At 64.7% G+C, this 23,638-nt stretch carries 23 protein-coding genes; 14 read left to right on the top strand and 9 right to left on the bottom strand.

Going from position 1 to position 23,638, the window contains the following annotated elements; translation table 11 throughout:
• Positions 1-184: 184 nt before the first annotated feature.
• On the top strand, positions 185-805 hold the full coding sequence (locus tag CH302_RS27510; RefSeq protein WP_176460793.1) for a DUF6188 family protein: 621 nt from the start codon (positions 185-187) through the stop codon (positions 803-805).
• Here CH302_RS27510 and CH302_RS27505 read toward each other — a convergent pair.
• Positions 784-1,533, bottom strand: a complete 750-nt coding sequence (locus CH302_RS27505) for a YqjF family protein (RefSeq protein WP_230596269.1) — start codon at positions 1,531-1,533, stop codon at positions 784-786. The genes CH302_RS27510 and CH302_RS27505 overlap by 22 nt on opposite strands.
• Before the next feature lie 23 nt (positions 1,534-1,556).
• Entirely contained in the window at positions 1,557-2,225 is a 669-nt protein-coding gene (locus CH302_RS27500; RefSeq protein ID WP_037190699.1) for an SIMPL domain-containing protein, read from the bottom strand.
• Between the two features lie 87 nt (positions 2,226-2,312).
• Here CH302_RS27500 and CH302_RS27495 point away from each other — a divergent pair, with 87 nt between their 5' ends.
• Positions 2,313-3,305: an isopenicillin N synthase family dioxygenase gene (locus CH302_RS27495; RefSeq protein ID WP_037190700.1), complete on the top strand. Its 993-nt coding sequence runs from the start codon at positions 2,313-2,315 to the stop codon at positions 3,303-3,305.
• Here the strand turns inward: CH302_RS27495 and CH302_RS27490 are convergent.
• Complete coding sequence (locus CH302_RS27490; RefSeq protein ID WP_037191051.1) at positions 3,299-3,727, bottom strand: DoxX family protein; 429 nt, start codon at positions 3,725-3,727, stop codon at positions 3,299-3,301. The genes CH302_RS27495 and CH302_RS27490 overlap by 7 nt on opposite strands.
• Positions 3,728-3,761: 34 nt before the next feature.
• On the opposite strand from CH302_RS27490, the gene CH302_RS27485 reads away from it, so the two are divergent.
• Positions 3,762-4,829, top strand: coding sequence for a DNA polymerase IV (locus CH302_RS27485; RefSeq protein WP_037190702.1), 1,068 nt, complete (start codon positions 3,762-3,764; stop codon positions 4,827-4,829).
• On the opposite strand, the gene CH302_RS27480 is transcribed toward CH302_RS27485, so the two are convergent.
• The 3 genes from CH302_RS27480 to CH302_RS27470 all read right to left on the bottom strand — a co-directional run bounded on the left by CH302_RS27480 (position 4,830) and on the right by CH302_RS27470 (position 8,652).
• Complete coding sequence (locus CH302_RS27480) at positions 4,830-5,534, bottom strand: TerD family protein (protein ID WP_037190703.1); 705 nt, start codon at positions 5,532-5,534, stop codon at positions 4,830-4,832.
• A gap of 117 nt (positions 5,535-5,651) precedes the next feature.
• The gene (locus CH302_RS27475) at positions 5,652-7,403 is read right to left on the bottom strand and encodes a pyruvate dehydrogenase (protein ID WP_037190704.1); all 1,752 of its coding nucleotides are present in this window, start codon (positions 7,401-7,403) and stop codon (positions 5,652-5,654) included.
• Positions 7,404-7,599: 196 nt separating this feature from the next.
• A complete protein-coding gene (locus CH302_RS27470) occupies positions 7,600-8,652 on the bottom strand; it encodes a LacI family DNA-binding transcriptional regulator (protein ID WP_037190705.1) in 1,053 nt (350 codons plus the stop codon).
• A 112-nt stretch (positions 8,653-8,764) separates the two neighbouring features.
• On the opposite strand from CH302_RS27470, the gene CH302_RS27465 reads away from it, so the two are divergent.
• From CH302_RS27465 to CH302_RS27420, 10 genes are all read left to right on the top strand, one after another.
• A complete protein-coding gene (locus CH302_RS27465; RefSeq protein ID WP_037190707.1) occupies positions 8,765-9,799 on the top strand; it encodes a formamidase in 1,035 nt (344 codons plus the stop codon).
• 159 nt (positions 9,800-9,958) lie between these two features.
• Complete coding sequence (locus CH302_RS27460) at positions 9,959-10,591, top strand: flavin reductase family protein (RefSeq protein ID WP_052047663.1); 633 nt, start codon at positions 9,959-9,961, stop codon at positions 10,589-10,591.
• Positions 10,588-11,481 carry a carbon-nitrogen hydrolase family protein gene (locus tag CH302_RS27455; protein ID WP_052047664.1) on the top strand — a complete coding sequence of 298 codons (894 nt, stop codon included), beginning with the start codon at positions 10,588-10,590 and terminating at the stop codon, positions 11,479-11,481. Before CH302_RS27460 ends, CH302_RS27455 begins: the two co-directional genes overlap by 4 nt.
• Positions 11,459-12,490, top strand: a complete 1,032-nt coding sequence (locus CH302_RS27450) for a hypothetical protein (RefSeq protein ID WP_037190708.1) — start codon at positions 11,459-11,461, stop codon at positions 12,488-12,490. Before CH302_RS27455 ends, CH302_RS27450 begins: the two co-directional genes overlap by 23 nt.
• A 1-nt stretch (position 12,491) precedes the next feature.
• Positions 12,492-13,751 carry an FAD-dependent monooxygenase gene (locus CH302_RS27445; RefSeq protein ID WP_037190710.1) on the top strand — a complete coding sequence of 420 codons (1,260 nt, stop codon included), beginning with the start codon at positions 12,492-12,494 and terminating at the stop codon, positions 13,749-13,751.
• Positions 13,748-15,178: an MFS transporter gene (locus CH302_RS27440; RefSeq protein WP_230596270.1), complete on the top strand. Its 1,431-nt coding sequence runs from the start codon at positions 13,748-13,750 to the stop codon at positions 15,176-15,178. The genes CH302_RS27445 and CH302_RS27440 overlap by 4 nt, the downstream gene beginning before the upstream one ends.
• Entirely contained in the window at positions 15,178-16,029 is an 852-nt protein-coding gene (locus CH302_RS27435) for an FAD binding domain-containing protein (protein WP_037190712.1), read from the top strand. Before CH302_RS27440 ends, CH302_RS27435 begins: the two co-directional genes overlap by 1 nt.
• Positions 16,026-18,392 (top strand): xanthine dehydrogenase family protein molybdopterin-binding subunit, encoded by a 2,367-nt coding sequence (locus tag CH302_RS27430; RefSeq protein ID WP_037190715.1) that lies wholly within the window; start codon positions 16,026-16,028, stop codon positions 18,390-18,392. The genes CH302_RS27435 and CH302_RS27430 overlap by 4 nt, the downstream gene beginning before the upstream one ends.
• Positions 18,389-18,892 (top strand): (2Fe-2S)-binding protein, encoded by a 504-nt coding sequence (locus tag CH302_RS27425; protein ID WP_037190717.1) that lies wholly within the window; start codon positions 18,389-18,391, stop codon positions 18,890-18,892. The genes CH302_RS27430 and CH302_RS27425 overlap by 4 nt, the downstream gene beginning before the upstream one ends.
• Positions 18,889-19,515, top strand: a complete 627-nt coding sequence (locus CH302_RS27420; RefSeq protein WP_037190719.1) for an SRPBCC family protein — start codon at positions 18,889-18,891, stop codon at positions 19,513-19,515. Before CH302_RS27425 ends, CH302_RS27420 begins: the two co-directional genes overlap by 4 nt.
• A gap of 4 nt (positions 19,516-19,519) precedes the next feature.
• On the opposite strand, the gene CH302_RS27415 is transcribed toward CH302_RS27420, so the two are convergent.
• The gene (locus CH302_RS27415) at positions 19,520-20,185 is read right to left on the bottom strand and encodes an aspartate/glutamate racemase family protein (RefSeq protein WP_037190721.1); all 666 of its coding nucleotides are present in this window, start codon (positions 20,183-20,185) and stop codon (positions 19,520-19,522) included.
• Between the two features lie 3 nt (positions 20,186-20,188).
• The gene (locus CH302_RS27410) at positions 20,189-21,607 is read right to left on the bottom strand and encodes an MFS transporter (RefSeq protein WP_037190723.1); all 1,419 of its coding nucleotides are present in this window, start codon (positions 21,605-21,607) and stop codon (positions 20,189-20,191) included.
• A gap of 199 nt (positions 21,608-21,806) precedes the next feature.
• Between CH302_RS27410 and CH302_RS27405 the strand changes: the two genes are divergently transcribed.
• A complete protein-coding gene (locus CH302_RS27405) occupies positions 21,807-22,481 on the top strand; it encodes a GntR family transcriptional regulator (protein WP_037190725.1) in 675 nt (224 codons plus the stop codon).
• Between the two features lie 7 nt (positions 22,482-22,488).
• On the opposite strand, the gene CH302_RS27400 is transcribed toward CH302_RS27405, so the two are convergent.
• Complete coding sequence (locus tag CH302_RS27400; RefSeq protein ID WP_037190726.1) at positions 22,489-23,607, bottom strand: YbfB/YjiJ family MFS transporter; 1,119 nt, start codon at positions 23,605-23,607, stop codon at positions 22,489-22,491.
• Positions 23,608-23,638: the final 31 nt, after the last annotated feature.

The following is a 23,638-nucleotide window of genomic DNA, read 5'->3' as shown; positions in this document are numbered from 1 at the left end:
ACTCCCACCCCCCTCCGGCAAACGCGCGCGCATTCGCCATCCGCGCGCAGAACCGCACCCCGAACACTCACTATTCCCCGCGCACCTGACACACGCGCGCGCATTTGCTCGCCGCCAGGCCGAACATCCCCTCCCGGCCAGTCTTCGTGGGCTCCCACGAGATTCTGTGGCACAGTCGATATCGATGAAACTCGCCGTCGATCAGCGCCGCGTCAGTAGAATTCTGCTCGATTTCGATCTGAGCATCGAATTCGACAACGGTGCCAGCATTGCCTTCAGTGAGGTAACGGTCGATGACCTCATCGTCGACGAGGACAATCAGTTCGAGGGCCTACGAGCCTTCGCGACACTGCACGGGCTTGTGTGCGACGACGCAGACTACGACGAATCCGGCGTTCTCCGTCTGACGTTCGAGGGCCGGCAGCGAGTGGTGGCCAGTCCGCGAGTCGAAGTGGAATCCTGGGAGTACAGCGCCGCGGACGGCTCGACTGTGTTGTGTGGACCGGAAGGGGCCGTCGAATCGTGGCCCGCACCCGAGCGCCCGGAGGCGGAAGCCCCGACTGTCGAGAGGCTTCCTTCCATCGGTGCCACTGTGGTCCGGCTCTCGACCGGCGACGACCCTGCCGTCGAATTCTCGGACGGCACGAAGCTGTTGTTCGACCTCGCCCTCGACGCCGGGTACCTCGTCTTGCGGGAAAGCGTGACGTCGAGCTCCCACTCGGACAGTGCTGCTGCAGCACAGGGGGACTGGGTCGTCGAACTGTCCTCGGGTCACGTGATCTTCTACCGACCGCGCACCGTGTAGGGCCTACCGAATTGAGTCTCGACACCGGGGGAGTACAGCACCGAGTCCGGTGGCCGGGTACTCACACCGGGTAGGCCCGCTGCTGCCACGAGCTCGTCGGCGCAGTGGGTCAGCTCCGCATCGACCAGTGGCCAGTGTCGGTGCACGTTCGGAACGTACAACAGGCGTCCGGCGAGTGAGGTGTGCAATCCCCAACGTGCGGTGAGGAACACAGCGAGTGGATCCTCGGACATGTCGCGTGACCCTCTGACGACGCCGAAGTCCGTCGTTGCGCCTCGGCGCGGCGGTGCGAGTCGTCGGCTGCGGTAGCCGATCGTTCGACTGTCGTCGTCGATGTCGATCGATGACCAGCGGTACGGAACGCGAGCAGCGTTGGTGCCCAACACGACTGCGAGTCTGGTTGCTTCCAGGGATCGGAACACGACGCCGCGTCGACCCTCCGCGTCGATCGAGTACAGGCGCACGTTGATCTCACCGAACGTGCCGAAGTACGGAACGGGGTGACGGTAGCCGAGGCCGGCTCCGACCATGTGGAAGCCGATCAGCCCCACCCACGACGAGCCGTCGAATTCGTCGGGCGCGCACCCTCGGGGCAACAGCGGGGCGACAGCCGAACTCGGAACCCGCCAGTGCAGAAAGACGAGCCGTTCCCATCGCTGATCCATCAGGATCGGACGAGGCAGCAGTGGTGGCCGCGGCCAGAGGCGTCGGGCATCGTCTCGATTCATCGTTCGAGCGTAGGCGCGACGCGTCAGGAGGCAGTGAATCGGGCGTGCACGCTCGCGGAGATCGTGATGTTCTCCGGTTTGAGGGCAAACCCGGCCGGCGCGGATGTGGCGGCGAACATGCGCGCCGAGGATTCGGCACCACCACTCTCCGCGATCCCCGGCAGCAGACCGGGGTCGGCCACCGCGACGGCCTGCACGCCCGATCTCCCCAGGCTCGACGCGTAGGACTCGGCCTTGGAGACGGCGTCGCGAACAGCAAGTTCTCGGACGGCGAGGGTGTGAGCAGTTCTGCTGGATTCGGTGAGGTCCCAGCCGAAGTGGTCGATCGACACTCCCTCGAGTGCGGATGCTGCGTAGACGAACGCATCCACCAGATCGAGTTGGCTGAACTGCACCTCCACGGACGCCTCCGCTTGATACACGTACGGCAGTTGTTCTCCGTCGTGGTTGAACGGGCGGTGGCGCGAGTGGCGCACTTGGTCGACCGACCACCGATCGATGGGGCCGCCGTCGCTGTTGTAGAGCGGCTCGACCAATCTCGTGAGCTCCCGGACGAGTTGCTGAGCCGGTTCGGACGCCGACTCCGCCGTTCGTCCGTCGGTACGGACGGTCAGCGACAGCGTGCACTGCTCGGGCGGATAGGTGGCTGCGCCGTGACCGACGACTGTGATGTCGAGTGCTTCATGGCTCATGGCGTCCAGTCTCGCATCCGCGCACCGATATTCACCGAATCTCAACAGTGCTGGCCGACGCGTCAGGTGGGGAGGACAATTGCGAACATGCTTCCTGTTCTCGATCTTGCTTCCGCCGAAAACGACCCCCGCGCGTTCCAGCGGTCACTGCGCGAAGCTGCTCATCGTTCCGGCTTCTTCTATCTCGTCGGACACGGGATCGAGACCGAACGAATGCACGAGGTGCTGCGTCTTGCGCGTCGGTTCTTCGCCGTGTCGGACCATGTGAAGGACGAGATCAGTCAGCTGAAGAGCCCGCACTTCCGCGGTTACTCACGGGTGGGTGGGGAGCTGACCAACGGCCGGGTGGACTGGCGGGAGCAGATCGACATCGGACCCGAGCGCCCGGCCATCGACGGGGCCGAGGGGTACTGGAACCTGCAGGGTCCCAATCTGTGGCCGTCACAGCCCACAGGCTTCAGAGAGACGTTCGAGGAGTGGGAACGCACGGTATCGGGTCTCGGACTTCGCCTCCTGCGACATTGGGCGCAATCCCTCGGAGCCCCCGAGAACGTGTTCGACGATGCTTTCGCCACCGCGCCCGCGACCCTGATGAAGGTCGTGCGTTACCCGGGCACTCCCGATCATTCGCAGGGCGTCGGTGCGCACAAGGACTCCGGGGTGTTGACGCTGCTGCTCGTCGAGCCGGACTCGACCGGGCTGCAGGTGGAGACGACGCCCGATACCTGGATCGACGTTCCGCCGTTGGCCGGGGCGTTCATCGTCAACATCGGCGAGCTGTTGGAAGTGGCGACCGGCGGCTATCTACGGGCGACGCGCCATCGGGTCGTCGCGCCAGGGCCTGACACGGACCGGATATCGGTGCCCCACTTTCTGAGCCCGGCCCTCGATGCCGTCGTCCCGGTGATCGAACTGCCCGCCGAATTGGCGCAGCACTCACGAGGTGTCGAGAACGATCCCGACAACCCCATCTACAGCACCTACGGTGAGAACGCGTGGAAGTCACGTACGCGAGCACACCCCGACGTGGCGCAGTTGCACCACGGCATCGCTCCGGCCGGTCGGCAGTCTGCTTACTGACGCCGGCTGCGGCCCTGACGTGACGCGCGGTACTGGGCCCACGCCCCGGTGCACCACAGCGCCCAGACGATCAGCAGCGGCTGGAACAGCAATCGGATTCCTCGTGCCGTATCGGAGTCGAGGCCGAACGCGTCGGTGTGGGTGACGAACTGCGAGATGTTGCCGGGGAAGACCGCAACGAAGAACGCGGCGACCACCCAACCCACGAGCGGCGCGCGAGCAGTCCAGAACAGCAGCGCCAGGCCGAGCGCGATCTCCACGACGCCCGATGCCAGCACGACGAAGTCGGTGCTCAGCGGCACCCACTCGGGGACCTGCGCTGCGAACGTCTCGCGCGCCCAGAAGAGGTGGCTGAGCCCGGCGAAGACGAGGAACGCCCCCAACACGACCCGCCCGATGGTGCGAGAAATCGATTTCGTCATGGCGTCATGAGACACCACGGGCACACTGAACACCATGACCGGGAGCGCTTCGACCGACTTCGCTCGTCGCCGATGGGTACTGCATGTCGACCTCGATCAGTTCATCGCCGCCGTCGAAGTGCTGCACAACCCCGATCTGGTGGGCAAGGCAGTGGTGGTCGGAGGGCGGGGAGATCCCACCGAACGCGGGGTGGTCTCGACGGCCTCGTACGAGGCGCGTGCGAAGGGCGTCGGGTCCGGAATGCCACTGCGCGTCGCTGCGAAGAAGATTCCCGACGCGGTCTTCTTGCCCGTGGACAAGCCGGCGTACGACGAGGCGTCGGCGATGGTGATGGACACTCTGCGGACGTTGGGGTACGTGGTCGAGGTCATCGGCTGGGACGAGGCGTTTCTCGGTGTGGAGACCGACGATCCCGAGGGTGTGGCGAAGACAGTGCACGACGCCGTGTTCGACGCGACGGGGCTGCATTGCTCGGTGGGCATCGGAGACAACAAGTTACGAGCCAAGATCGCCACCGACTTCGACAAGCCGCAGGGCATCTATCGCCTGACGCAGGACAATTGGTTCGAGGTGATGGGCGATCGCGGCACCGATGCGCTGTGGGGGATCGGCAAGAAGATCTCGAAGAGGTTGGCCGCCCTCGGCATCTCGACAGTCCGAGAACTGGCCGATGCGCGGGACGCGGACCTCGCCGCTGCGTTCGGACCGAAGATCGGTCCGTGGCTCGGTACGAAAGGGCGAGGCATCGACCTCGCGCCGGTGACGTCCGAGCCGTGGGTCGCGCGGTCGCACAGCCGTGAGGTCACGTTCCAGACCAACGTCGCCGATTGGGCGGTCATCCGAGACGAGGTCGCCGGTTTGACGTCGAAGGTGTTGGCCGACATCGAAGCCGAGAACCGGCCGGCAGTTCGGGCGGCATTGAAGATCCGCTACGCGCCGTTCGAGACGCATACCGTCAGCGCACCGATCGTCGGTGCGCCGACCTTCGATCCGAAGATTCTGACCTCGGCTGCGGTGGCCCTCGTCGACCGCCTCGACCACAGTCGCGAGGTTCGATTGATCGGCGTCCGGCTGGAAATGACTCCGCCGCAACCTCTCTGACTACTTGCGACCCGCCGCCCAGCGCAGTCCCCAACCGTACTTCTTGTCGAGGTCGGCCTGGCTGCCCTGGATGTACTCGACCTCGCGGGTGACGGTGATCCCCGCAGAAGTGTTCTCCAACAATGCGATCGAGCAGATTCGCGCGGAGTTCTCGGCCGAGTCGAGGCGTACCTCGACCTGTGGTCCGCTGGTGGGGTACAGCGTCACCACCCCGTCCACTGCTGCCCAGTTCGGCGCTCCGTCGTAGATCATCGCGAAGATCAGGATTCGAGCGAACTTCTCGGGATGGGCGAGGTTGATGTGCATGTTCTCGCCGCCGCTGACCGAACCGGAGCGATCGTCGCCGTCGAGCGCGATGAACGGGGCATCCTGCAGTGAACCGAAGCTGTTCCCGAGTGCCTGGACGACGCCCTTGGAACCGTCGCGCAGTTCGTAGAGGCAGCCGAGGTCGAGATCGACACCGCCGGAGCCGTACGACGCCGCGGCCAACTTGGCCAGGAAGCCCTTCTTCTTCGGCTGTGCCGCGGGTGCGCCGGTCGACCAGTTCAGGTTGACCCGCATCGAACCCTGCTTCTCGCCGGACTTGGTGAGGCTGATCGTCGGCGACGCCTTGGACAGCGTCACTTTGCTCAGACTGACCGGAGCACCGGCCTGCGACGCCGAGGCTTGTCCGGACGAGGGCTTGCGGGTGTAGTCGATGGCCATGGTTGTGCCTTCCGGAACGGTCGGTTACCGGATCGAGTGTCCGGTTTGGGCGGTGTGTCGACAATAACCGCCTGTCCGATCATCTCGATGATCGCATCGCTGCGTACGAGAATTCGTCTACGGTCGTGGCACGTTACGCAGATTCGACTTGGCCATTCGCATTGCCTCGCCGACGCCGCCGTTGAGCACGACCTTGCTCATCGCGAGCGCGAATCCCTTGATCTGCTCGCCGGTGATGGTCGGCGGGACGGACAGTGCCAGCGGATCGGTGATCAGTTGCACCAGCGCCGGTCCGTCGACGGCGAACGCGGTCTCGAGTGCGCCGCGGATGTCCTCGGGCTGCTCGACGCGTTGTGCGTGGATACCCGCGGCGGCGGCGATGCCGGTGTAATCGACCTGGGGCACGTCGACGCCGAAGTCGGGCAGACCGTCGACGAGCATCTCGGCCTTGACCATGCCGAGCGTGGAATTGTCGAACAACACGATCTTCACGGGCAGCTTGTACATTGCGACGGTCAAGAGTTCGGAGAGCAGCATCGAGAATCCGCCGTCGCCGGAGATCGAGACGACCTGGCGGCCCGGATTGGCGAACTGCGCTCCGATGGCGTGTGGCAGGGCATTGGCCATGGAACCGTGCAGCATCGACGCGACGAATGCCCTTCTGCCGGTGGGGTTGATGTAGCGCGCGGTCCACACGTTGCACATGCCGGTGTCGGTGGTGAACACGGCGTCGTCGGCGGCGAGGTCGTCGAGCACCGAGGCAGCGTACTCGGGGTGGATCGGAACGAGCTTCTCGGCGTTGCGGGTGTACGCGCCGACGGTCTTCCCCATCAGGTCGTTGTGCTTGTCCACCCACTTCTCCACGTAGCGGCGGTCGGTCTTGCGAGTGATCAATGGCTGCAACGCATTCAGTGTTGCCTGAACATCACCGTGGATCGGGTACTGCACCGAGGTTCGACGCCCCAGCTTCGTGGGATCGATGTCGATCTGCGCGGTCGTGACGTCCTCGGGCAGGAACTGCTGATACGGAAAGTCGGTGCCGAGCAGGATGAGCAGATCCGCGTCGTGAATTCCTGCATGGGCCGCGCCGTAGCCCAGCAACCCTGTCATGCCGACGTCGTACGGGTTGTCGTACTGGATGAATTCCTTGCCGCGCAACGAATGTCCGACGGGGGCACCGATGGTGTCGGCGAACGCGACCACCTCGTCGTGGGCACCCTTGACTCCGTAGCCGGCGAAGATGGCGACCTTCTCGGCGTTGTTGATGGCTTCGGCCAGTTTCTGGATGTCCGATGCAGGCGGTGTGACGATCGGTGTGGACGGAATGGCTATCGGGTCCATCGATCCGGCGGCCGACAATTCGGCGATGTCGCCGGGGAGCGTCAGCACCGACACTCCGCCGCCGGTGATGGCGGCATTGATCGCCGCTCGGAACACCCGGGGAGCCTGCGCGGCGGTGGAGACGAATTCGTTGTAGAGCGAGCATTCACCGAAGAGGCGATCGGGGTGCGTCTCCTGGAAGTACCCCGAGCCGATCTCGCTGCTGGGAATGTGCGACGCGATCGCCAGAACCGGTGCGCCGGAACGGTGTGCGTCGTACAGGCCGTTGATCAGATGCAGATTTCCGGGTCCGCACGAACCCGCACAGACGGCGAGTGTGCCGGTGGTCTGCGCGTCGGCAGACGCCGCGAACGCCGCGGCCTCCTCGTGTCGTACGTGAATCCAGTCGATACCGCCCTTGGCCGATCCGCCGGTGCGACGCACTGCGTCGACCACAGGATTGAGACTGTCGCCGACGATGCCGTAGATGCGTTGTACGCCGGCGTCGACGAGTCCTCGAACGAGCTGATCGGCCACTGTGGTGGGCATTTCACTGTCTCCTCAAAATTCGGTGACGCACCGATATGCCTCGGCTGCGCCTTCTCGACGCCTTCCCTGCACCGAGGGTCTGCCAAACATAGAAGTGCACGCAACGGAGGGTCGTCAAGGTGAACCTGCTGGTGAAGGCCGTCTACGATCTCCGTCACGTCGGGATGTTCCAGGCAGCACCCAGAGATGACTGCGGCTACCCGCCGACCGGCGAGAAGTGGCTGGGTGCAGTTCGTCCCGGAACCGTGGAGTCGCGGACGACCAGCGTCGGCGTGAGTGCCACCGAGGACACCGGCAGTCCGTGGGTGACGGCCAACAGCATTTCGGCTGCGCGTGTGCCGATTTCGCGGTGCGGGCTGTGCACTGTCGTCAAGGGCACCGTCAGCTCGCTGCAGATCGAGATGTCGTTGTAGCCGACGACCGCAACGTCGCGTCCCGGCTGCAATTCCGCTTCGCGCAGGACGCCGAGAACTCCGATGGCACTGAAATCGTTGGTCGCGAAGATCGCCGTCGGCGGTGTCGGCAATGCCAGAAGTGCTGTGGCCCCGCGTCGTCCGGCCTCGGGATCGAAGCCCTCTTCCCGTACGTACTCGTCCGGAACGTCGATGCCTGCATCGCGGAGGGCAGCTCGGCAGCCCTCCAATCGGTCGATCCCGGTGCTGGCCCACGCCGGACCGGACACGATCCCCACTCGGGTGTGGCCGAGTCTGGCCAAGTGCTCACCGGCGAGGTAACCGCCCCGATGGTCGTCGCACGTCACCGAGGTCATCCCCGGGTATCTACGGCTGATGAGCACGAACTTGATTCCTCGGCGGTGCAGGTCCTCGAGGTTCTCGCTGTCGAGGCGAGCGTCCCCGAAGATGAGGCCGTCGACGTTGCGGCCGAGCAACAGATCGATGCGTCGACGCTGCTGAATCGGATCGTCGTGGGTGTTGGCGACGAAGGTCTCGTACCCGGCACGGTTCGCTGTTTCCTCGATGGCGTCGTACATCGCCGAGAGCACCACGTCGGTCAATCGGGGGACGAGTACACCGAACGCGGTGGACTTCTTGGTGGTCAAGCTCGCCGCGTTGGGGTTGGGGACGTAGTCCATCTCGCGGGCCAGCTCGAACAATCGCAGGTCTCCGGCGCTGGCACCGGCCGGGTCGAGCGCAACGCGTCGCAGAGCTCGGGAAACGGTCGAGACATGAACTCCCGCAGCAGCTGCGACCGTTTTGAGCGTGACGCTTCCCGACGTAGTGCTGTCCACTGGCGGTTCCCCTCGATCCTCCGTCGGCGCTGCCCCGACCCCTGATGACCCCTAAGCTAGCACCGTGCGCAATCGTTTGCGCAACAAGTTGCCCTCGAGGAACGGACATTCGATGACAGGTTTGGGTGGTCTCAATCCGTCGCCGACGTCGCTCACGCTCGGCCTGGTTCAGCAGCAGATTCCGCTGATCACGAGCATGGACGATGTGAACGCGACGACCGATCGCGTGTGCAGGCAGTTACGCGAGGCGAAGGCCGGCTTCTCGGCGCTCGACCTCGTGGTGTTCCCCGAGTACTCGCTGCACGGTCTGCGCAAGTCGTCGTGGGCGTCCGACGAGGTGATGTGTGACATGGACGGTCCGCAGGTGGAGCGGTTGCGCGACGCGTGCCGTGAGTCGGCAGTGTGGGGGTGTTTCAGCATCATGGAACGTAACCCCGGCGGAGCGCCGTTCAACTCCGGAATCATCGTCGACGACCGAGGTGACATCGCGCTGTACGTCCGCAAACTGCATCCCTGGACGCCCAAGGAGCCGTGGGAGCCAGGCGATATTGGTCTGCCGGTCTGCCCAGGGCCCAAGGGGTCGGTGCTGTCGCTGTTGATCTGCCACGACGGAATGTTCCCCGAGATGGCGCGGGAGGCGAGCTATCGCGGTGCGAACGTGCTGCTGCGCACGGCCGGGTACAAGTTTCCGCTGCGGCAGTCCTGGCGTATCACCAATGAGGCCAATGCCTTTCACAACTTGGCGTACACGGCGTCGGTGTGTCTGGCGGGGGAGGACGGCAACGGCATCCCGTCGATGGGCGAGGCGATGGTGTGCGACTACGAAGGAACGATCGTCGAGCGCGGCGATTCGACACCCGATCGGGTGGTGACCGTGTCGATCGAGCCGGCCAGGGCGGATGCGGCGCGTCGCGAGTGGGGAGTGGAGAACAACATCTATCAACTGGGTCATCGTGGGTACACCGCGCTCGATGGAGGGGCGCGCGATTGCCCGTACACCTACGTTCGCGACCTCGCCGACGGAACCTACCGAGTGCCGTGGGAGGACGAGGTTCGCATCGTCGACGGGACCTCGGAGGGGTACGGACCCCCGCGTCGGCTCGGCAGCGCAACCGATTCCGCGCGGGCCGGTCTGCGCGGGGAGTAAGGCGGAGGTTACGCGACCCGTGCCCGTGTAACGGTGCCATTAATTGGTTCCGGATTTGTCGCCCAAAGCTCGACATCGACCGAGAAACCCCTCTATCGTCAGAGCAACGCAATCGGTTGCACGACCGGTTGCACAGCAAGCGAAAGAAGGCTCGTTTCGATGACTTCCCAGGTAGGCGACTCTCTGGAGCTCACGGATCGCACCCACCACGACATCGAATCGATGTCGTCGGGGGATGTGTACAAACTGCTGTCCTGCGCGGTGCAGCCTCGTCCGATCGCATGGATCTCGACCGTTTCCGGCGACGGCGTCCGCAACCTGGCACCGTTCAGCTTCTTCAACGTCGCGTCGCGCAATCCGGCGACGCTGATGATCTCCATCGGTGAACGCATCGGGTTCCCCGGAGAGTTCAAGGACACACTGGTCAACATTCGCGACACCGGCGAATTCGTCGTCAACATTCCGTCCGCCGACACCGTGGATGCGGTGACCGCGAGTTTCGCCACCGTCGATGCGGAGGTCGACGAATTCGAGCTCTCGCACATGACCGCGGTGCCGTCGGTGTCGGTCGCGGCCCCGTCGGTGCTCGAATCCCTGGTCTCTCTCGAATGCCGCACGATGCAGGAAATTGCACTCGGCACGGACACTCTGGTGTTGGGGACCGTGACGGCGGTGACCAGTAGGCCTGGACTGCTCACCGCCGACCTGCACGTCGATACTCTCGAACACCGTTTTCTCGGCAGGCTGGCGGGCCCGTTCTACACCACCGACATGAATCGGGTGGCGCAGTGACCGCCTCGGCCCGGCTGCGCGGCGTCGACACCGAATCGGTCGTCGATACGTTCGATATCGCTGTCGTGCAGACCGGTTCGCGAATCGGAGCCTGGCAGCAGAACATCGACGCGGTGCGCGCAGAGGTGCAGGCTCTCGCCGCGAGCGGGTCGAAGGTGATCGTTCTGCCCGAATTGTTCGCCAGCGGTTACGATCTCGACGGCATCGAAACCATGGCAGAGTCCGTACCCGGTCGAACGTCGACCGCACTCGGAGCGCTGGCCGCCGAGACCGACACGGTTCTGGTGACGGCCATCGCGTTTCGTGATGCCGACGGAATCGTCTTCGACAGCTCGCTCGTCGTGGGGCCGGGCGGCCTGATCGCTCTGGGACACAAGCGCTTTCTGTGGGACCGAGAGAAATCGGTGTTCACTCCTGGCGCTGAGAGCGGACTGCTGGTCAGCACTCCGTTCGGCACCATCGGCGTCGTGATCTGCTACGAGGCAGGGTTCCCCGAGACAGTCCGAGACCTCGTCCAGCGAGGAGCCGATGTGATCGCCGTACCGTCGGCCTTCGGGCACGTCCGTTTGCACGTGTGGAAGCTGCTCACCCGCTCGCGCGCACTCGAGAACGGCGTCGTCGTCGCGGCCGCCGGACTCACCGGACAAACCGGCGACGGCCCACGGTTCGCGGGCCACAGCGTCATCGTCGGACCACAGGGGCGCACCATCGTCGAGATGGACGAGAGCGTCGGATCGGTGTCGGCAACAGTGACTCGCCGCGAGTTGCTCGACGCACGCGACGAAGTCCCCTATTTGAAAGACCTTGCCCGACTGGGCGGTATCACCGAGACACGAACGACCGAGAACGATCACGAGAGGAACCGAGATGTTCGATCTGCGATCAGCTGATCTGTTGCGCGCCTTCACCCGTCAGCTCGAGCTGTGCAAAGTTCGGCCCGGAGAGCAGGTGGTCATTCTGGCGGAACCGTCGAGCCGCGGTGATTACGTCTCGGCTGCGTTCGGGGCGGCTCAGAGTTTGGGCGCACAGGTACTCTCGGCCACCGTTCCCGGCGGCAGTCCGGCACCGATGCCGAGCACCCACACCGGTGCGGGCCCCGGTCTGGTGTCGGTCATGAACAGTTCGGTCGCACAGGACATGCTCAAGGGAGCCGACCTGGTGGTCGATCTGACCAGCGAGGGCTTCATACACGCGCCCATCCAGCAGGAGATCCTGGCCGCAGGAACGCGCATCATCTTCGTGTGCGACGCCCCGGACGTGCTCATCAGGAACATGCCGCAGGACGGAGACAAGGAACGGGTGCAGGCCGGCGTCGATCTGATCCGCAACGGTTCGACCATGCGCATCACCAACGAGGCCGGCACCGATCTCACCGTGCAACTGAGCAATTCGCAGCCCGAGTTCCAGGTGGGCTTCGCCGACGACAAGGGACGCTGGGACCACTGGCCGTCCACCATGGTGCTGTGTTGGCCGGAGATCTCCAACGGACAGATCGTGTTGTCCGAGGGCGACATCCTGCTGCCGTTCAAGGAGTACGTCCGCGACAGGACGACACTGGCCGTCACCAACGGCCACATCGACGAGGTCACCGGCGGCGCAGAAGCGGCACTGCTCAACATGTTCTTCGACGACTCCAACGACAAGTGGGCGCGCTACCTGTCCCACATGGGCTGGGGGTTGATGAAGACCGGCGACTGGTTCGCGGCCGCGATGTACGGCAAGGACGACATCATGGGCATGGACGCCCGAGCGTTCGCAGGCAGCTTCCTGTGGTCCACCGGCCCGCACCCCGTCCTCGGCCGAGACTCCTACGCACACCTCGACATCGGGATGCGCGCCTGCACCGTATCCATCGACGGCATCGACGTCGTCACCGAAGGTCGATTGGTGGAGAACTGACATGGCACCGATCGAAGTGGTCGTCGCAGGCGGCGGCCTGGGCGGGCTGACCGCGGCGCTCTCGCTGCGGCACAGGGGAATCCAGGTAACGGTACTCGAAGCTGCCGCCGAACTCGGCGAGGTCGGCGCAGGCATCCAGACCGCTCCGAACGCCAGCCGCATTCTCATCGCCCTCGGTATGCGCGAGAAGCTCGAAGCAATCAAGACCGAGCCGATGGATCAGGTGCGCAGGCGGTGGGAGAACGGCAAGGTCATCGCGCTCACCGCACTCGGCGAGTACTGCAAGAAAACGTTCAACGCGCCCTACTGGCACTACCACCGCGCAGACCTGCACTCCGCCATCCACGCGCAGTGCCTCGACCCCGACGGCCCCGGCCCGGTCGTGGTGTTCGAGACCGACGCGAAGGTCGTCGAGGTCGATCGCACCGACCCGATGCGGCCCGTCGCGGTCACCGGAGCGGGACGTCGGTACGAATCGGATCTGCTCATCGGAGCCGACGGAATCCGATCGACGGTGCGCGATCTCATCGGTCTGCCCGTCACGCTGGTGTTCTCCGGCGAAATGGCATACCGCGCACTCATTCCGGGTGATCGAATCGTCAAGGATCCGGCCACCCGCTGGCTCGTCGACCGATACCAGAGCACCATCTGGTACGGACCCGACCGACACCTGGTGCACTACATGATTCGTGACGGCGAATACCTCAATGTCGTTGCGCTGGCACCGTGTACCGACGAGGTCCGCGACGGTGGACCACGGCTCGTCGGACCCGAGGAACTGATGGCGACGTTCCCGGACTGGGACGACCGTGCCCACGCGATGCTGTCCAAGGCCGACGAGAACGTGCTGTGCCAGGCGCTCTACTACCGCAGGCCCGACCCGCGTTGGACCGACGGCCGCGTCGCGCTGCTGGGCGATGCCTGCCACGCCATGCTGCCGTACCAGGCGCAAGGTGCCTCGCAGGCCATGGAGGACGCCGCCGTGCTGGCCGAGGAACTCGCGAAGGTGACCGCGAGCGGAATTGACGAGGCGTTGGCGCGCTACGTCTTTCGCCGGGCCCGACACGCGCGGATGGTGCAGGACGCGAGCCTGCAGAACAAGACCTTCTACCACATACCCGATGGACCCGAGCAGCAGAAGCGGGACGCGACACTGGCGTCGTTCGATGGGGAGTCCGACATCTCGTACGACTGGCTGTGGAGCGGTACACCGCTCGACGACAGCGACGACGAGAAATTCCATTACTCGTTCGTCCGATGACGACCTCGGACCACAACACCGCGCCGGAGGCTGCGATGAAGACTGGTGATCAGGTAGTACAGGAACTCCCCTGGAAATGGGGTGTGCAGGGCAAGATCTTCATCATCGGCGGGCTGGGATACATGTTCGACGCCTGGGACGTGGCGCTGAACGGCTTCTTGACGCCGCTGCTCGGAAGTTACTGGGATCTCTCCCAGGCCGAGCGCGGTCTCGTCGCCACCGGCAACCTGATCGGCATGGCCGTCGGAGCCGTCGTGTGGGGAACGATCGCCGATCGGGTCGGGCGTAAGCGTGCATTCTCGTTGACGCTGTTGATTTTTGCGCTGTTCTCGGTCCTCGGAGCTTTTGCGCCGAGCTTCGAGATCTTCATCATTCTGCGGTTCCTCGCAGGGTTCGGCCTCGGCGGCTGCATCCCGGTGGACTACGCGTTGGTCAGCGAATTCTCGCCACGCCGCATTCGCGGCAAGATTCTGTCCGCGATGGACGTCTGGTGGCCGATCGGTGCCACCATCTGCGGCGTCGTGGCGACACTTCTGGTCCCGATCGACGGTGATGTTCGCTGGCGCTACATGCTGCTGTTCATGGTTCTGCCTGCGCTGCTGCTGTTCTGGGTCCGACGCGGTATCCCGGAGTCGCCCATCTACCTTGCCAAGGTCGGCCGAGAAGCAGAGGCCCGCGCCGTCATCGACGACATGGTGACGCGTACCGGATCCGAGGCCGTCGAGTACGTCATCGTCGCCGATACCGCACCGAAGGGCCCGGGTGGTATGAAAGCTGCTCTGACACAGCTCAAATCGGTCTGGCGCTACAGCCCGCGCATCACCGCCGCAGCCTGGATGCTGTTCGTGTCCATCATGCTGCTCTATTACGCAGCGCTGAGCTGGATGCCGTCCATCCTCCGCGCCGAGGGCTACGGAGAGTTCGCAGCCTTCGCCGGTACGACGCTCATGACCGGAGTCGGCATCGTCGGTGTGCTCACCTCGGCGTTCATCGTGGAGATCTTCGGACGCAAGTGGGTCATCGGGCTGTCCGGCCCGATCGCGGGTAGCGCGCTGGTCATGTTCGCCGTCATGCTCGACATCCAATCGGCTGCACTGATCTGGCTCGGCATCTTCGGGTTCGTCATCCAGCTGACCATCCCGGTGCTGTACTGCTACGTCTCGGAGTTGTATCCCACCAACATCCGTGCCTCGGGATTCGGGTACGCGTCCTCGGTCAGCCGGGTGGCCACCGGCTTCGCGCCACTGCTCTTCGGTTCGGTGATGTGGCCGATCCTGGGTCTGCCGTTGACCTTCGGCATCGTCACCGCGTTCGTGTTGTTCGCGGTGATCTGGATGGCGTACTTCGCACCGGAGACCAAGGGACGCGAACTCGACACCCTCGTCGACGAACCTACCGAGGTAGTCGCGGGCGAGGCTCGGGTCTGATGAAGCCCGCACAGTTCGACTACCACCGGGCGCGCGATGTGTCGGGTGCAGTGCGGCTGCTGTCCGAGCTCGGCGAGGACGCGAAGATCATCGCCGGAGGCCAGTCTCTGGTCGCCATGATGAACTTCCGCCTCGCCCGGCCCGGGCATCTGGTCGACGTGGGTGGGTTGAACACTCTGCGATACATCCGCCGAGAATTCGACGGCCTGCACATCGGGGCGCTCACCACCCACCACGACGTCGAATCCGGCGACGTGGGAACGGACTTCGCCGTCCTTTGCGAGGCCATGCGGTGGGTGGGGCACTACCCGATCCGTACCCGCGGCACCGTCGGCGGCAGCATCGCCCATGCGGACGCCACCGCGGAATGGTGCTTGTTGGCCATCCTGCTCGACGCCCGGATCGTCGTCGAGAGCGTGCGGGGGCGGCGAACCGTCGAGGCAGACTCGTTCTTCTTCGGGTACTACTCCACCGATCTCGCGTTCGACGAGATGATCGTCGAGATCGTGTTCCCGAACCCGGCACCGCACGCTGCGGTGACCGAATACGCAGAGCGGCAGGGAGATTTCGCAATCGTGGGCGCAGCGGTGTCTCTCGATCTCGACGGCGTGGCCGTGGTGGGCGGGCGCGTCGCCCTCGCGGGGGTCGGCGCGACCCCGATGCGATCTCCCGCCGGCGAGGTCGCGCTCGCGGCAGGAGGATCGTTCGCCGACTGCGCGGACGCCGCAGCCGAAGCACTGGAACTGGAGGACGAGGGCATGGTCACCGCCGAGTACCGCCGCGCCCTGGTGCGCACGTTGGTCGCCGAAGCCTGCAGCGACGCACTGGTATCGCAGGGGGTGCCCACGTGAGCGTCGATCAGGTTCTCACGCCGAAATTCGTCGGCACCTCGGTCGCACGCCGCGAGGATCCGCGGTTGCTCACCGGCCGAGGCAGATTCGTCGACGACATCGCGATGCCGGGAATGCTGCACGCGCAGTTCGTCCGCAGCACCGTCGCGGCCGGCCACATCACCGGTCTCGATGTCGGTGATGTCACCGGGGTCGAGGGAGTGCACGGCGTCTTCACCGCGGCGGACTTGGGCCTGCGGCCGATCCGCGCCGAATTGTCGCGTCCGCTGAGCGAATTCGTGCCCACCGATATGCCCGTGCTGGCGCACGACGTCGTACGTTACGTCGGTGAGCCGCTGGCCATCGTCGTTGCCGCCGATGCGTACAGCGTCGAGGACGGGCTCGAAGCGGCACGAGTGTCGTACCGGACCGTCACCGCCGTCACCTGCGCAGACCAGGCCATGTCCGAGGGCATTCCGCTGGTTCACGATTCGGTGCCGAACAACACCGTCGTGGACGTGCAGATGTTCGCCACAGAGGGCATCGACGAGATCTTTCACGACGCGCACACCGTGGTGTCCGTGCAGTCCAGAACGGGGCGTCAGAACGCACTGCCGCTCGAGACCCGCGGATGCATTGCCTACTGGGACGACCGCGACGAACAGTTGATCATCTACATCTGCACGCAGGTCCCGCACCAGGTTCGCACCGTCACCGCACAGTGCCTCGGTCTCGACGAACGCCAGGTTCGGGTTGTCGTGCCCGACATGGGCGGCGGCTTCGGGCAGAAGTGCGTCGTCGGCCGCGAGGAGATCGCTGTGGCCGCGGCCGCATTGAAGCTCCGTCGCCCGGTCAAGTGGATCGAGGATCGCAAGGACGCACTGACGGCGTCGTTCCTGGCCCGCGAACAGCAGTACGACGTGCGAGCCGCGTTCGATTCCGAGGGGCACATTCTCGGCCTCGACGCAGATGTCGTGTGCGACATGGGTGCGTACTCGTGCTACCCCTTCACCGCAGGCATCGAACCGCTCATGGCCTCGGCCGAAATGCCTGGGGTGTATCAGGTTCCGGCATATCGGGTGCGGGGTCGCTCCGTGTTCAGCAACAAGGCACCGACCGCGCCGTACCGAGGGGTGTCCCGGCCGCAGTACGTCATGGTGATGGAGCGGCTGTTCGAGCGAGCGGCTCGTGAACTGCAGCTCGATGCAGTGGAGATCAGGCGGCGCAACGTGATCACCGCCTTCCCGTACACCGGCGTCAACAACATCACCTACGACCCGGGCTCGTACCTCGAGGCGCTGAACCTGTGCGAGCAGACCCTTCGCGACGGCGGTTGGTACGACTTCCAGGAGCGGGCAACCGCAGACGGCCGACACATCGGCATCGGATACTCGTGCTTCAGCGAGCGAACCGGGTACGGCAGCAGCGCATTCGCGGCTCGAAAGATGAACGTGGTGCCCGGGTTCGACATCTCGGAGGTCAGGATGGACACCTCCGGAACCGTTGTCGTGACCACCGGAACGATGAGCCACGGGCAGAGTCACGAGACCACGATGGCGCAGATCGTCGCCGACCGACTCGGCATCGGCGTCGAACAGGTCAAGATCGTGCAGGGCGACACCGACCGCATCACCTACGGCTTCGGGTCGTTCGCCTCCCGCTCGATCACCATCGGCGGCAGTGCAGTGGCGTTGGCGTCGAACAAGCTGGGAGACAAACTGTGTGAGATCGCGGCGCACCTGCTGGAGACTCGCGACGACAACGTCGAGCTTGCTTCGGGGCGCGTCCGTCAGCGCGACGACCATTCGAAGTACGTCACCTACCGGGACATCGCCGACGTCGCGTATCTGAAGGCGCAGCTGCTACCGAAGGGCGTCGAACCGGGATTGTCGGCGACCGCCAGCTTCGACGTGTTCAACGACGGTACGTTCTCCAACGCCACGCACGGCGTTGTCGTGGAGTTACACGAGGGCACCGGGCAGGTGGAAATTCTGAAGTACGTGTGCGTCGAGGACTGCGGAGTCGCCATCAATCCCAAGATCGTCGAAGGACAGTGCCGGGGCGGAATTGCCCAGGGCATCGCCGGTGCGTTGTTCGAGCAGGTGTCGTACGACGATCACGGAAACCCACTGTGCGCCAGCTTCATCGACTACAAGGTGCCCACTGCCTGCGAAATCCCGGACATCGAGATCCATCACCTCGAAACGCCGTGCCTGTTCACCGAATCCGGGGCCAAGGGAGCCGGTGAGGGCGGCACGATCGGCGCACCGGCCGCCGTGCTCAACGCCGTCAACGACGGATTGCGCTCCACCGGAATCGAACTGAACGACACACCGATCACCCCCGTGGCGGTACAGGCGGCATTGGCGAAGGGAAGGCCATGAGCAACAAGCAACTGATCGAACTGAACGTCAACGGAACCATCCATGAGGTGATCACCGAACCACGCCGCACTCTGGTCGACGTACTGCGGCACGATCTGCAGCTCACCGGAACGCATGTCGGCTGCGAGCACGGCGTGTGCGGAGCCTGCACCGTGCTGATCGACGGCAAGCCGGCCCGCGCGTGCCTGACATTCGCAGCGCAGGTGGAGAACTCGGACATCGAGACCGTCGAATCACTCGGCATCGACGGTGAATTGAACGATCTGCAGCAGGCCTTCGCAGACCACCACGGCCTGCAGTGCGGGTTCTGTACACCGGGATTCCTGATGTTGGCCGAGGGCTACCTCGCCGACAACCCCGATGCGACCAAGGAACAGATCCGCGAGGTGGTGGCGTCGAACTACTGCCGCTGTACCGGGTATCAAACCATCGTCGAGGCCATCGACTCGTGTGCCGAACAGCGGCGCTGCGCCGGCTGTGTGAACGGAGTTTCCCAGTGATCTTGACCAACACACTCGATATCGACGCCTCGGCCGAGGACGTGTTCCGGTTGATCAACGATGTCGAGAAAGTCGCGACCTGCGTACCGGGTGCTGCCATCACCGGTAAGGACGGCGAGACCTACCTCGGTGGAGTCAAGGTCAAGGTCGGCCCGATCAGCGCGTCGTACGCCGGCACGATCAGGTTCCTCGAGGTCGACGCCGAGACCCGCACGCTCTCACTCGAAGCCAAAGGAGCCGACTCGCACGGAAACGGCGATGCCGAGGCCCAGGTGAAACTGGCGGTCGAGGCGATCGGTGACCGTACGCGGTTGACCCTGAACACCGATCTGGTGATCAGCGGAAAGATCGTCTCGTTCGGTAAGGGCGCGATCGTCGCTGTCTCGAACAAGGTGCTGCAACAGTTCGCCGTCAATCTCGGTGCGCTGCTCAGTGGTTCGGCCACAGCCGAATCGACCACGCCTGCAGCGGTGAGGACTGCTGCTGCGAGCCCGGTCGGCGGCGAATTGAATGCGATGAGCCTGATGCCCGAACCGGTGCGTAAGTACGCACCGATCGCGGGCATCTTCCTCGCCGGAATGGTCGAGGGCTGGCTGGTGTCCAGGGCCTTCGGGCGACGGTAGAGAGCTAGCTGCGCACCGAGCTCGAGATTCTGTCGACGACCATCGCAACGGCACTCGGAACCGGCTCGATGACATCCACGTCGGTGCGCAGCGCCAGCCGCCGGGCCGAATCGCTCAACGGTCCGCCGCCGATGACAACGGCGCTCGCTCCGGCGGCCACTGCTGCATCGACCGCCGTTCCCAATTCGGCAACGCTCGATGCGAGGTCCTCGGCCAGGACCAGCGGTGCTGACGCAGTGAGGAACACACCCGCGAAATCGCCGTCGGGCACGGTGGCACGAGTCAGCGCATCGAGTTGGGCGGCGAGATCGGCTGTGGTGGTGGCGATCGCGAAGCGGCGACCGCCTCGTGCGGCGTACAGGATTCCTGCCTCGCCGATCCCGACGACCGGAATGTCGACGAGGGTTCGGAGTTCGGCCGCACCGGGATCACCGAACGCGCCGACGATCACCGCGGCCGGGCCATGGTGCTCGATCGCGTCGAGGGCCGCTGCTACGACATCCGGTCCGGCAGCACGCAACTGTTCGGTGCCGGTGATCATCGCCGGTCCGGTACCCGCGGTGACCCCGATGACGGTGAACTCTGTGTCGTGGAGCCAACGCCGCGCGACGTCGACGAGCAGCTGCGTCGTTGCAGTGTTCGAGTTGGGGTTGATCACGAGAATCTTCACTGCTCAGCCATCTTCCGGCATGGGTTGTCCGAAGGTCTCTTTCGGGAACTGCACGGCAATGCCGCACACGATGAACAGGCCGGCCAGCATCGCGAACATGGCACCCACGCCGGACGAGTCCAGTACGGCTCCGGCAATGAGCGGGAACAGTCCGCCGGAGAGGGAGCCCAGCGCCAGGATCACCGACGTCGCGAGGCCACGGATTCGCGTGGGGTACTGCTCGGGTGCGAACAGCCAGATCGTCGTGTTGAGGATGATGACCGAGAAATTGAACAGGGCACCGAAGAACAGTACGAGGCCGATGGACGTTGCGAAGAAGCCGAATCCGAGCCCGGCGACAATACCGAGTACAGCGCCACCTGTGAGAGTCACCTTGCGGGGGAGTTTGCGGGCGATGAGCGCAGCGGTCAGCGCGCCGATCAGCGATCCGGACTGCATCACGAGGGTGTACCAGAGCGCACTCGAGATCGACATTCCCCGCTCGGTCAGGATGACGGGAATGAGTGTGAGCATCGAGATCTGTGCTGCGTAGGACATGCAGACGGCAATGCCGAGGGCGAGAGTGCTTCTGCGGTAACGCCGTCCGAACATCTCCGTCCACCGCGCGCGCGGTGCGGCGTGATCATCGATCGAGGTGTCGACGTTCAAGTACTGAACCTCGGAGTCGAGGGTGCCGCGAAGCTTGCCCTGCGCCAGGCGGTTGATGACGGTATTGGCCTCGGCCACACGGCCTGTCGCCGCGAGGAAGCGAGGTGTTTCCGGAAGCGAGCGGCGATAGAACACGACCGCGAGTGCGGGCAGTACGAGCAGACCGAACAGCCAACGCCAGCGGTCGTCACCGGTGAAGATGGCGAAGACGATGACCCCGAACAGTGGGGCGAGCATGTTGCCCAGGCCTGCAGCTGCGACGTTGATCATGCCGACCGCGGTACCGCGATGCTTGGCGGAGAAGAACTCCGAGAGCATGATCACCGCGACGGCGATCTCACCGCCGAGTCCGAGCCCGACCAGGAACCGAGCGCCCACCAGCACCTCGTAGTTGGGTGCGAATGCGCACAGTAGCGAGCCGAACGCGAAGACGAGAAGGTTTGCGCCGAGGAGGGTTCGACGACCGAAACGGTCCATCACCGCTCCGGCCAGGATGCGCCCGAGTGCGACGGCGGTGAACGTCGCGGTGTTCAGCAGTCCGATCTCGGTTCCGCCGAGGCCCCAGGATTCACGCAGGAGCGGTCCGGTGATGCCGACGGCATTCTGTTCGATGGCATCGAAGAACACACCGAACAGGACCATGGCGACGATGCCGAAGTGCGCTGTGGTGAGGCCGATCTTCGAGTACGACGCCTCGATCTGTTCGCTGAGGCTGCCGGCCTCGGGCGGTGGGTCGATAGGTGACGGCTTCTCGTTCGTGGTCGGGACGCTCATCCCAGTGCCTCTCGCTAAGTGGTATACCAACAGCGAAGAATTTACGGAGAGTTGCGCCGCGACAGGTTTCTCGGCGGTAACACTTGTGTTTCCAGGTCCTCTCACCTGCTCCTTCCTGTCGAGGTCTCCGTTGGGCAAAGTCTGCCAAGAGCCCCTGTGGATGCGCGGTATACCTTCGGTTCGCTGGTATACAAGCATCATGGCATCCACGGAGGGTCGCGAGTCGCTGTCGCGTTCGGTGTTCGACGCGATCAGAACACGCATTCTGGACGGCCGCCTCCGACCTGGTGAAACGCTGAGCGAGCGCAATCTGGGAACCGAGTTGCAGGTGTCGAGGGTGCCGATTCGTGAGGCGCTTCCATTGCTCGAAGCGGCCGGGTTGGTGACGCTGTCGCCGAGACGCCCTGCCGTGGTGACGGGAGTGACCAGAAGTTCGGTCGACGAGTTGTACGACATCAGGTCCGCGCTCGAGCCGCTCGTGGCTCGACGGGCAGCGTCCGCTGTGGCGGCGGGTGCGGACGCGTCATTGCTGGTCGACGCCGTGTCCCGTGCAGGTGCAGCGCTCGACCGGGGTGATCTGCTCGAATTTCATCACGCGAGCTCAGGGGTGCACTCGGGGATCGAGGCCTTGTCTGCCAACCGGCTGTTCCCGGTCATCATGGAACCGTTGCGGGAGCGCAGCAATCGACTCAACATGGCCAATCTCGAACGGGATCCGTCGCTGCGACACGGGGAGCATGTTTCCCTGGTCGACGCCATCGCCAAGGGAGACACGGAATTGGCTGCCGCTGTTGCGTTCGCACACGTGGAATGGGGCCGAGCACGAACGTTCGAGACTCTGGCGCAAGTCCCGGGTTACGACCCACAGCACTGAGTCGTCCTCAGCGCGACGCGGTCAGTCTGGATACCTGTACGGCGCCGGCAGTCCCGAGCACGAGCACCCCCGTCGCAACAGCGAAGGCGATCGAATAGGAGTCGCCGATGGCAGGCGCGACGATCAGTGGGCCGAGTACCTGCCCGACGCCGTAGAACGCAGTCAGTGTTGCCGCGGTACGCCCGATGGGCAGTGTCTGGGCGGTGCTCATCGTCAGCATCGTGATGCCCATGAACGTTCCGCCGAACAGCAGGGCCGAGAACACGGCGGCGATGGTGTTCCCGGTCAGAGCGGGGAGTACTGCTGCGATCGACTGCAACGCGAACGCTGCCACCAGGGCGTTGCGCATGCTGGTTCGGCGGGCGACTGCCTGCCACAGCACCGTCGCCGGTATCGCGGCGAATCCGACGACGATCCACACCGCCGGACCCACCGACGTGCTGCCGTGGCCACCGACCGCAGCCACGAGAAACGTGCCGACGATGATGTAGCCGAGGCCCTCGAGGAAGTACGCGAACAGCAATGTCCGCCATACGGTCCGGGTCCTGCGGTCGATATCGCCGGGCGCAGCCCGCGTTGCGGGCTCGGGATGCACCCGTAGCGTCCACGCCGGGGCGATGAGGACCGCTGTCAGGAGCGCCGAGCACACCCACAGCGCCTCCCAGGACAGGTGCGGTCCGACGAGCAGGGTCAGAAGTCCCGACGCCGCGATGCCTGCGCCGACGCCGCCGAACGCGATACCGGGGGAGGCACCGTCGGCGCGATGTTTCGTCACGGTGCTCGCGCACGCGATGAAGACCGCTGCGCTCGCCAGGCCTGCCAGGAATCTCAGTGCGGAGAACGCAGCGGTGGAATGGACAGCGGCCATGGCCAACTCGCTGGCTACGAGGACCACGGTCCACAGTCGGAACGATGTCGTCGTGTTGATCGACGGGCGTACGGACAACATGATTGCGCCGACGAGATAGCCGGCGTAGTTCGCGGTCGCGATGACGGCACCGCTGCTCGGCGTCACCTCCGCCGCATCGACCATGATCGGCAGTAGTGGCGTGAACACGAATCGCCCGACGCCCATCGCGGCCGCGAGTCCGGCCGCGGCAGCGAACGACAGTCGACGGCCGTTCATGGCGAGCACCCCCTATGTCGTTAGCCGGGCC

It is taken from the genome of Rhodococcus sp. 15-2388-1-1a (genome assembly GCF_002259145.1).
GTDB lineage: Bacteria > Actinomycetota > Actinomycetes > Mycobacteriales > Mycobacteriaceae > Rhodococcoides.
This window is presented reverse-complemented; position numbering and strand designations above follow the sequence as displayed.